Genomic DNA, 9,538 nt, shown 5'->3' with positions numbered 1-9,538 from the left:
CGTTCTCGCCCTCGTCAGAAGTCTGTCGCGATGTCCATGTTGCGCAAGAGCGATCCTGCGTCCGCGATCGCGCAAAAATTTATGACGCAGTAAGACTAAAGCGATCCGATCGCCACCATCAGCTCAACTTCCGCAACACTCACGCCGAAGCCAAATCCCCATAGCACCCGATGCACAGTCGGTGCCCCACATCCCGCGATTTCGTGCCTTGGCGCTTTTCGGGCGCCGGCTGTCCGAGCGTGGGGATGGTCTCGGCATGCCGGCATCCGAAAACCTGCACAGAAGCTGAAATACCGGCCCATCGTTCCGATCCGGGCGAGGCGTTGGTCCACGAAATGCCGGCCAGACGAGAAGTTCGCCTACGCTCACCGGCGCGAGAAGACCCATCTCACGGCAGAGTTCGACGAAGCGCGCACGCCTTGCGCAGCGCCAAACCATTGTCTTTGCGGAAGTCCGCGGTCGTCTTGTGATCAGGTGCGAGCCTCGACATTGCGTCCGGATCTCAGCGCCTGGCCAGCCTCCTGTACGCCGCAATGGCTCGCTTGAGGTCGTCGTATTCCTCGCAGGGAATGAGGCAGAGGTTTTCCAGCGCCGCCAGAAGTTGCTGTGCCCTGGCCGGCTCCCCAAGCACCAGATAAGCTTCGCCGAGATGCTCATGCGCGCTGCGGTGGCGGGGATTTAGCATCAATGCCTGGTGATAATGGCCAATGGCCGGACCCATCTGATGCAGCCGCCGATAGGCATAGCCAATGTAGTTCTGGACATCGGCATTAGTCGGATCGCGCAGCGCGGCGAGCTCGAATGCTGCGACTGCAGCATGCCAATTCTCTACGCCCAGCGCCTTCTTGCCGGCCTTGAAATCGGGGTCGAGTTGCGCCCAGTCGGCATCTGATGCGGCCGATGCCATGGTCGTGCAGATCGGCCATGCTTCGGTCGTGATGGCCGACTCGTCTCGACGGTCGAGACCGCCGACCTGCAGTGTAATCCCGTTCCGCCAGCCCGGCGAGCTTATGGTGTAGACGGCTACGCCGGCCACCAGCGCGCCGAGCATCGTAGCCAACGCGACCGCGCGAGTCATCGCTGCCTTCTCGAATTGACGGCTGCCGGGTCAGACAGCCGAGGAGTTATTTTCGTACGCCACCGATCGTATCATCTCGGCGCGAGTATGCCTGGGCCTCGCGGATTTCCTGCCGCTCCGTATCAGCGTTCTTGGCCAGGTTCGCCAGCTTGCCGAAGTACTCGGATGCCTTCTGGCGGTTACCTGCGCTGTCCGCAGCGCGGGCGGCTCCCGAGAAGGCTCGGAAGCGGTTGGGGGTCTGCTGGAGCGCGGTCTCGAACTCGTTCAAGGCAGCTGCGGGCTGCCCTGTCTCAAGAAGCAGTTCCGCCAGCAGTTCTCGGAACGGATAGAGTCGATTCTCCATCGCCACATGCTTGAGGCTACCGTCTTCGCTGTCAGCCGCTGCTCGCATGAACCGCAGTGCCTGATCGCGATCGCCTTGTTTCAGTGCCACCCATGCGGAAATGGCAAGCATTTGCTCTTCCGTGCGGTCGGCCCAGTAGGACTGGTCGGCGCGCTGCAGCGTCGTGCGCAACGCCTTCATCGCTTCGATCTCTTCTTTAGCGCCCGCGAAATCGCCAGTGCGCGCCATGCCGAGACCTCGCGTGAAACGGATCAATGAATCCGCCATAGGATATTGGGTGGGAGTCATCGGCAACGCGGCAGCGCCGGCCCAATCCGCCCGTTCCAGGACGTAACGCGCTGGCATCGCGGCCTTGGCGGTGAAATTGACGAAGTTGATCGGACGATCGCCGCGGTCGGCGGTGGCAAGCGATTTCTTGATCATCGCATCGGCCTTGGCATCCTGCGCGAGCTGCAGATGGGCATATACCGTAAAATCCGACGCGTGATAGTAGTCGGGCTGGATCTCAAGCGACGACGCGTTCGAGGCGATGGATTCTTCCCAAAGTCCGACCATGGAGTAGATGTGCGACGGCATGTGCCGGGCGTGCGGCACGGCCGGCGCAATGCCAGCATAGCGCCGCGCCGACGCGATTCCCTTTTCGGCAAGTGGTGCAAAGTCGTAGGCGTGAATGAGGTAGTGCGTCACACCCGGATGCTGCGGGTTCTGCTCGAAAAGCTTTTCTAGAAGCGCCGCGGACTTGGTCTGATTGGCATAGGTGAGGTCGCTTTTCGGCGCCGAGGCTTGGAGCGTCAGCGCGTAAAAGGTCTGCACCTCGTAGTCATCCGGATAGCTTTGAGCCATCCGCTCCATCGCGGCATTGTAGGCTGCCAGTCGGACATTCACGGCGACCTTGTCATGGTCGCGGAAATAGGCGCTCAGCGCCTCGATCCAGTCGCGTTCGCGCTGCGTCTTCGGCCCTGTAGCCCGCGCTTTCTCAAGCGCGTCCCAAGCAGCCTGCGCGTCGGCCCGGCTCGGCGTGGCCGCAAGGGTGTTACCGAGGAAGTCCATCGCCACACCCCAATGCGCCATGGCGCAGGCGGGGTCCTGCTGTAGTATCCCTTCGAACGTCCGGCGAGCCTTTAGGAACCAGTATGAATGCAGCATTGCGACACCGCGATCGAACTCGGTCTGCACATTGGGGGCGCAAGAGGTAGGGAAGACCACCTTGCCGAGCTTTTCGTCTTGCTGGGCGATTGCGCCGCTTGCGAGCGCAGCGGTGATCAGACCAGCCGCAAATGAGATTCGCCGTGATTGCGTGTTCATTGTAAATGTCCTCTCTAGCCTTGCGCGAGCGATGGTACGTAAGCTTGATGCAGACAAACGCATCGGTCGGGCGCGCCATTTGCCTGATGTTCGCCTCGCGACGCGGGAGCGCAACGCTCACAGCCACCAAAAACATCAAGGGCGGGCGATGATCGTTTCACTGTGCGCTTTCGCACAGTGAAACACTAGCTAAATGAAAACATTGCGGGAGATCAAAAGGGTCAGGCGACGTGTCCATTTCGGGCAGCGGCATTCGCAGGTTCTAGGACACGCTCTTGAACATGCAGAAATCAGCGGACGCCGTCAGACAGGCTCGGTTGGTCCGCTTCGGGTCCACGAACGAACGGACATTCGTTTAATGGAGGCTGCGCTCACGCCTCGAAAACCAATCGAGTGCCGGTGTAAGAGCGTAAGAGCTTTGTCGGCATCGCAGCCCGCGCGGTTTCGTAGAAGGGCTCCCCCGTACAATGCAGCGGAATCACGTAAGTCGGATCGATTTCCTGGAGTGCCTTGACCGTATCTCGAACGTAGTCCTCTTGATAGGGCGCGAGATGAAAGCCCCCTATCACCGCATGAATTTTTTCCACGCCGGAGGCGGCTTGAGCTTCCTTGATCGCGTTGACCACGCCGCGATGGCTGCATGAAGTTAGGACGACAAGCCCCCGTCCTTTCAGATTGAACGCCGTCGCGATTTCGTGCTGAAACTGATCCGGTACGACGGGCGCAGTGCGTTCCGCCTCGCTGAGGCGCTCGGGATAACAGCCGATGCCGCGGTCGAGACCAATGGTCATTGCGCTCGGTGACAGCACCTTCTCGAAGGTATTCTGACTGATCTGCCCCGTGGCCACGGCGTGATCCGCAACCAGGGCAGGTTTTTCCGCGACGGTTACGGCGATGTCGGCTGCCTCGAGAGCTTTGCGGTCGATGACGCCGAAGCTGCCCTGCGCAGGCGGGCCAGTCCACTCGCGCGCGCAGAAGCATCCTTCGCCGCCGACAAACAACGGCAGTTTGGGTTTTAGCTTGCCGCTATGCGTCTGCAAGAAACCGACGAGACCGCCAAAGTGGTCCTGGTGTCCGTGGCTGAGCACAAGTGCGTCGATGGTCGCAGGGTCAATGCCAAGCAGGCCCGTGTTGTTGAGAAGGGCTTCCGGCGTGAAACCGAAATCAACTAAGATGTTGCGCGTCTCGTTGCCGCGTCGCGACTCGACCTGCATCGCAAGGCCGAATTCGCTGACCAACGTTCTGCGCGGCGGCTTGTCGCTGAGGCCCCAGCCAAAGTGCTGGACATCGAGGTTGGGCAGCTTTCTGCTCGGGGCGACAGCGAACTGATAGCTATCGATCACTATCCGGACTGCCACGCGGTCGAGCTCAGGCAATGATCCAGTGACAGCCTCCGCAATGACCGGCTGCGAGCCACCAAGTGTAGCAAGTATCAGGCTTAAGAGACCGGCGCCTCCGCCGCAGAGAAATTCTCGCCGCCCAACCTCGTCGCAGAAAAACTGCCGCCGAGGCGCCTGAGGACCTGTTTGTGATAGCGTGATTGAAGCCGAAGCGTAATCGATAGCCATTGCTAACCTCCCGTTCTGCCAGCCATGAGGCCAAAAACAGAAGGCGCGGGACCGCACGGGTTCGTTCCGAAAGGTCAAGCGTCTCAAGTCCTAATATGCTCCTACCTGCTAACTGCTCCGTCAATAAAAAATACTGGGCTGATCTCTGAGTTCTCGATCTGGCAACGTTACTTCTCTTCCCGACGTGTCGATTCGGGCGGAAAGCCGGTCGGCCTTAGCGAATGGCCGAATGACATCCGTCGGTTACAGCCGACTTTTGCAACAAAATCGGCCAGTTGCAGACGTCGTCACCCGTGAGCGCAGTCCCTACGACTCTAGCCCTGCACTAGGAAGCACAGCGCAAATCCACTCATGCTCCGCAGGTCAACTCGTCGAGCAATGCCTTTGTGGCTTTCAGATCAGCGGTCTCGAAGCCCTCAGTGAACCAGCTAAGGAGCGGTGCGAGCAGCGCGCAGGCATCCCTGCGCCGCCCCCGATCACACCACAGGCGCGCCAAGCTGCGGGCGGCGCGGAGCTCGAGCGACTTGGCGCCCTGTGCGCGGGTTATTGCCATAGCTTGCGCAAGGCAGGATTCGATCTCGGAGGCTGATCTCCCTTGCACCCGCATAAGCTCCCCCTTGATGCGTGTAACTTCGCCCTCCCACAGGTGTTCGCGATTTTTGGCGATGAGATCCTCCACCTCCGCAACGATCCGTAGCCCTGGTTCGGCCTGGCCGACTTGCGCATAGGCCGCGGCGAGCATGCAGAGATACCGGGCTTGATACCAACTGACGCCGAGAGCCGCGCGGCGCTCGACATTCTGACGCATGAGCGCGATGCCTGGCCCCGGGGCACCCTGCTGTACCATAGCCCAGCCGCGAAGAATCAACCCATTCACGCGCCAATAGCCAAGGCTGTGCCGATCGGCCAGCTCAATGATCGCTTCGGCATGGGCTTGCACGCCCGGGACATCGCCGAGCAGCTCGACCAAACCAGCGCCAGCGAAATTGTGGACATGCGCCGTGAGGTTGGCCTGGTCCAACTCGGCCGCGCAGTGGAACGCCGCGGTGCTCGAACGACGCGCTTGCTCGGGAAAGCCCAGAATCCAGAGGACAGGCGCAAGATAGGTGAGAGCTGAGACTTTCGGGTCGTGAACGTAGTGCACCGGCTGTGATCGATGCCGGCGCGCGTCGTAGAGGCGCAGGATCGCCTCAAACTCGGACCGTGCCTCGGCAAACGCCCCGAAATGCATAGCCGTGATCCCGGCCAAGCGGTGGCTAGCAAGACGGATAAGCGGGCTTGGAAGGCGTTCGGCTATCCGCAGAGCCTCGTCGGTTAATCGCCGCATCAAGGAATAATCGCCGCGGACGAAGTAATAGACGAACTCACCGCTGAGGGTCGCCACGAGAGGCTCGGCCTCGCCGAGACGCTCGCAAAGTGCGCGTGCACGGCTATAGGCGCCGCCTGTCTGTGGCGCGGAATAACCGTGTACGGCGATCATGGGAGTACCGATTGCGATCTGAAAAGCGAGCTCCTGTCGATCCCGCTCGAAATTTTCCGGTAGCGTGTTCAGCGCCTCTAACCCTCGGGCGAGATGCCGAAGTGCTTCCAGATTGGCCGAGCGTTGGGCAGCGCGTTCGCCTGCTTTCAGCCAATAGCCGACGGCACGTTCGATTTGGCAGGCTTCCGTATAGTGGTGCGCCAGCAGTTCGGGCTCGCACGCCACGCGGTCCGGGAAATCCCCCTCGAGGGCGTCGGCGATGCCCGCGTGCAACCGCTGTCGATCGCTGCGCAGCAGCGTGCTGTACGCCGCATCCTGCACCAGAGCATGTTTGAAGCTGTAGGCGGCCTCTGGTGGCGTCCCGTGCTGGAACACCAGTTCAGAATGGACAAGCCGCGCCAACCTGTCCTGTATCTCCCTCTCGCTGGGCCGACGACAGCGGCAAGCAATTCGTATGAAAACTCACGGCCAATGGCCGCTCCGATTTGTGCTATCTTCTTCGGACCTGGCCCGAGTCGGTCAAGCCGAGCCATCAATGAGGCGTGGAGGGTTGCGGGCACGGCAAGCGCCGATCGCGAGGTTGTGGCGCTCGCATCTTCGCCGCTTTCTCGACTGGCTTGGGCTTCTACAACAGCCTTCGTCAATTCCTCGATGAACAGTGGCACACCGTCGCCGCGCTTGATGATCTCTTCCGCTGCGTGCCCGGGGAGCGCTCTGCCGCCCGCGACACACTGCACGAGCGTCGCACCCTGGCGCCGGTCGAGGCGGCTGAGGGCGAGCATCGTAACGTGTGACTGCCCGGTCCATGGCGCCTGAAACTCGGGCCGGAATGTAATCAGCAACAGCACAGGCAGGTCTGCCACGCGATTGACCACGCGATCGAGGAAGTCGGAGGAGCTGGGGTCGATCCAATGGACGTCTTCGTGGACCAACAATACCGGCTGGCTCTGCGCGAGGACGACGAGCTCGTCGAGCAACAGCTCGAACGTCTCCTCCTTCTTGCGCTGCGGATTTAGCATGCTCGGTGAGTACAGATCGCCAGCGGGAATGTGTAGCAACTCGGCGATGAGTGGCAGACCCGCAATCGGCGACGACGTCGGCGCGAGCAGTGCCTCGATTTTGCGAAGCTTCATCTCTGGTGTATCGCCCCGCTCGAAACCTGCGGCGCGTTCGAGTTGCACAATCATCGGGTGCAGCGCGCTGTCCTGGTGGTGCGCCGAGCAGAAATAGCGCAGCCGGACGTGGGGCTCACCGCGCAGCCGCTCCAGGATGGCAGCGGTCAGGCGCGACTTGCCGATGCCCGGCTCGCCCGAGAGCAGGACCACCTGGCCCGCACCGGACTTTGCCTGTATCCAGCGCTGGACCAGCAGCCCGATCTCCTCCTCACGCCCAACAAGCGGGGTGAGAGCGGTAGCTGAATGTAGTGCTTCGAATCGGCTTTCGATCGTGCTCTCGCGTTGCACGCGCCACGCGCACACACGCTTAACAAAGCCCTTTAGCTCGACCATGCCGAGTTCCTCGTATTCGAAGATCCCGCTCGTCAGGCTGTGCGTGTTCGCATCGATCACGACGCTGTCCGGCTCCGCCAACGTTTGCAGTCGCGCCGCAAGATTTGGCGTCTCGCCCACTACACCGCGCTCCTGGGATTCGCCAGCACCGATGAGATCACCCACGACGACGAGACCTGTGGCAATACCCACACGCACCGGCAGTCTTCCGCCGGGCGCAGCCGGCACTGGCCGCGCGATTGTCACTATCTGCAGAGCGGCGCGAACAGCTCGCTCGGCGTCGTCCTCATGCGCCTGCGGGTAGCCGAAGTAGGCCAAAACTCCGTCGCCCATATACTTGGCCACGAATCCATCGAAACGCCCCACCATCTTCGCAACGTCTTTGTGGTACCTGCTGAGCACCTCGCGCAGGTCTTCCGGATCAAGCCGAGACGCAATCGCGGTCGAGCCGACGAGGTCACAGAACATGACAGTGAGACGCCGGCGTTCGGCACCGGCTAATGCCGGCTGGGCAGGCGTATTTGCGGTTCGTTCCAGAGGAGCGGCACCGGTCAAAGGAGCGCCACAGAAACCACAGTATCCATTGCCGATCGGATTCTTGCGACCGCACGCGCCACAATGCTGCGGCAGCGGCGCGCCGCAGTTCCCGCAGAATCGGTTGCCATCCTGATTGGCGCTTCCGCAGCTCGGGCACTCCATGCTCGCCCTCCAGCTCGGAACAGGGCGGCAGTGTAGACGAAGGTCTGGATGAGGGCCAGTCTCCACGCGTGGCCCAATACGGGGATCGCGTCGCAATACTAAAGCGACTTTGTACTGCCATCTGTTTTGGCCTCACGCGAGTAGCTGAGGGAGGTTCTTGTGATCAGCGCCCTATTGACCATCAAGGCCTCTTACGGGAGCTGGTCCCACGATCGCCGAAAGCTGCGCCCAAGAAGATCCCGACGCCTTTCGTTGCCAAGAACTACGACATCCTAAAGATACGCAGGGTCTTTTCGGTGCTTGTGCCAACCAAATTCGGCGGCGGTGGACCCAGACACAGCGACATGTGCGCGTTTCTTGCGAGACTTTTAGAAGGATCCAACACGACTAGGGCCGAAGGGGGATCCTGGCGGCCAGCAGCCTCACCACGGTCCGAGAGCGCTCCGCCCTGAATGTCTGAAAAGGGTCAATCGCGTCGGTTTGCCCCTCAACCGACGACTACCGGTTTGCGCCCGACTCCGGACATGTCGCTGCGTCCCGCCACCGACGCGATGGGCCAAGGGGCGACTTGAAGCGGACTAGCGACGCGTCCCGATTTATCTTATCTTCGGCTCATGAACGACTGCTGTTGCGCTCCACCGCCCTTGAACCTCGGCGGGAACAAGAAACAGGATGCTACCTACCGGCGGGTGCTCTGGGCTGTGCTTGCGATCAACGCCGCTATGTTTGCCGTTGAGGTAGTCGCGGGTCTCGCTGCCGGATCAGCTTCGCTGCAAGCCGACTCACTCGACTTCCTAGGGGATGCTGCGAACTACGCCATCAGCCTCCTCGTTGTCGGCATGGCGCTCCGCTATCGGGCTGGCGCGGCCCTTGCGAAGGGCGCCACAATGGGCATGTTTGGCGTATGGGTCGTTGCAACCGTCGTCTGGCATATTCTGCACGGAACGCTCCCGAGTGCTTTCGCGATGGGCACCGTGGGAGCTGCCGCGCTCGTTGCGAACGCAACTTCGTTTGGTCTGCTTTGGGCTTATCGTCATGGTGATGCAAACATGCGGTCTGCATGGATTTGCACTCGTAACGATGTGCTGGGTAACCTCGCGGTGCTGTTAGCCGCGGCTGGTGTGTTCGGGACCGGCACAGGTTGGCCCGACATCGTCGTGGCGACGGTCATGTCGTTGCTTGCGATTCAAGGGGCTGTGGTAGTGGTCCGGCAAGCTATCGGAGAGCTGCGGATTGGCCGACTGGTGGCGGCTGAATAGTTTGGCCACCCCAAGTCTCTTTTGGGTCAATCGTGTCGGTCGGGCGCTCGGCCAACCGCTTCCGGTCTATCCCGATAACCGGACAACACGAAAGCCGGTCTGGACTTCGCATTCGGGCCAGAGCACAAAGTCGCTGCGCTCCAGCCCGCTGCGCGGGAGCATGAGCCGAGAGACCGGTAGCCAGTTGAGAGGATAGTGGTAGCACTGGAGAGCCCCGCCCTGAGAATCGAGGTGTTTGCAACCCTCACTCAGGAAGGAACTCTCCATGAGCGATACCAACACAGTCAGTCCGCTGCGT

Annotated in this window: 5 protein-coding genes; 1 reads left to right on the top strand and 4 read right to left on the bottom strand. The window is 61.2% G+C overall.

All coding sequences use genetic code 11. The annotated features are described in order from the left end of the window. Nucleotides 1-502: 502 nt before the first annotated feature. The 4 genes from IVA82_RS07215 to IVA82_RS07200 form a co-directional block, all read right to left on the bottom strand. A complete protein-coding gene (locus IVA82_RS07215) occupies nucleotides 503-1,051 on the bottom strand; it encodes a tetratricopeptide repeat protein (protein WP_247382361.1) in 549 nt (182 codons plus the stop codon). A 73-nt stretch (nucleotides 1,052-1,124) separates the two neighbouring features. Continuing rightward, complete coding sequence (locus tag IVA82_RS07210) at nucleotides 1,125-2,789, bottom strand: hypothetical protein (protein ID WP_247382360.1); 1,665 nt, start codon at nucleotides 2,787-2,789, stop codon at nucleotides 1,125-1,127. A 308-nt stretch (nucleotides 2,790-3,097) separates the two neighbouring features. After that, nucleotides 3,098-4,294, bottom strand: coding sequence for an MBL fold metallo-hydrolase (locus IVA82_RS07205; RefSeq protein ID WP_247382359.1), 1,197 nt, complete (start codon nucleotides 4,292-4,294; stop codon nucleotides 3,098-3,100). Nucleotides 4,295-5,920: 1,626 nt separating this feature from the next. Then, nucleotides 5,921-7,981, bottom strand: a complete 2,061-nt coding sequence (locus IVA82_RS07200) for an adenylate/guanylate cyclase domain-containing protein (RefSeq protein ID WP_247382358.1) — start codon at nucleotides 7,979-7,981, stop codon at nucleotides 5,921-5,923. Nucleotides 7,982-8,595: 614 nt separating this feature from the next. Here IVA82_RS07200 and IVA82_RS07195 point away from each other — a divergent pair. Continuing rightward, entirely contained in the window at nucleotides 8,596-9,240 is a 645-nt protein-coding gene (locus tag IVA82_RS07195) for a cation transporter (RefSeq protein ID WP_247382357.1), read from the top strand. Nucleotides 9,241-9,538: the final 298 nt, after the last annotated feature.

It is taken from the genome of Bradyrhizobium sp. 142, from assembly GCF_023074015.1.
Taxonomy (GTDB): domain Bacteria; phylum Pseudomonadota; class Alphaproteobacteria; order Rhizobiales; family Xanthobacteraceae; genus Bradyrhizobium.
Note: the sequence above shows the minus strand (reverse complement) of the source record. Positions and strands in the feature narration are given on the sequence as shown.

Coding starts and splice junctions, on each gene's coding strand:
- IVA82_RS07200 (WP_247382358.1), bottom strand. CDS start 7,981: ATGGAGTGCCCGAGCTGCGGAAGCGCCAATCAGGATGGCAACCGATTC.
- IVA82_RS07195 (WP_247382357.1), top strand. CDS start 8,596: ATGAACGACTGCTGTTGCGCTCCACCGCCCTTGAACCTCGGCGGGAAC.
- IVA82_RS07205 (WP_247382359.1), bottom strand. CDS start 4,294: ATGGCTATCGATTACGCTTCGGCTTCAATCACGCTATCACAAACAGGT.
- IVA82_RS07215 (WP_247382361.1), bottom strand. CDS start 1,051: ATGCTCGGCGCGCTGGTGGCCGGCGTAGCCGTCTACACCATAAGCTCG.
- IVA82_RS07210 (WP_247382360.1), bottom strand. CDS start 2,789: ATGCGTTTGTCTGCATCAAGCTTACGTACCATCGCTCGCGCAAGGCTA.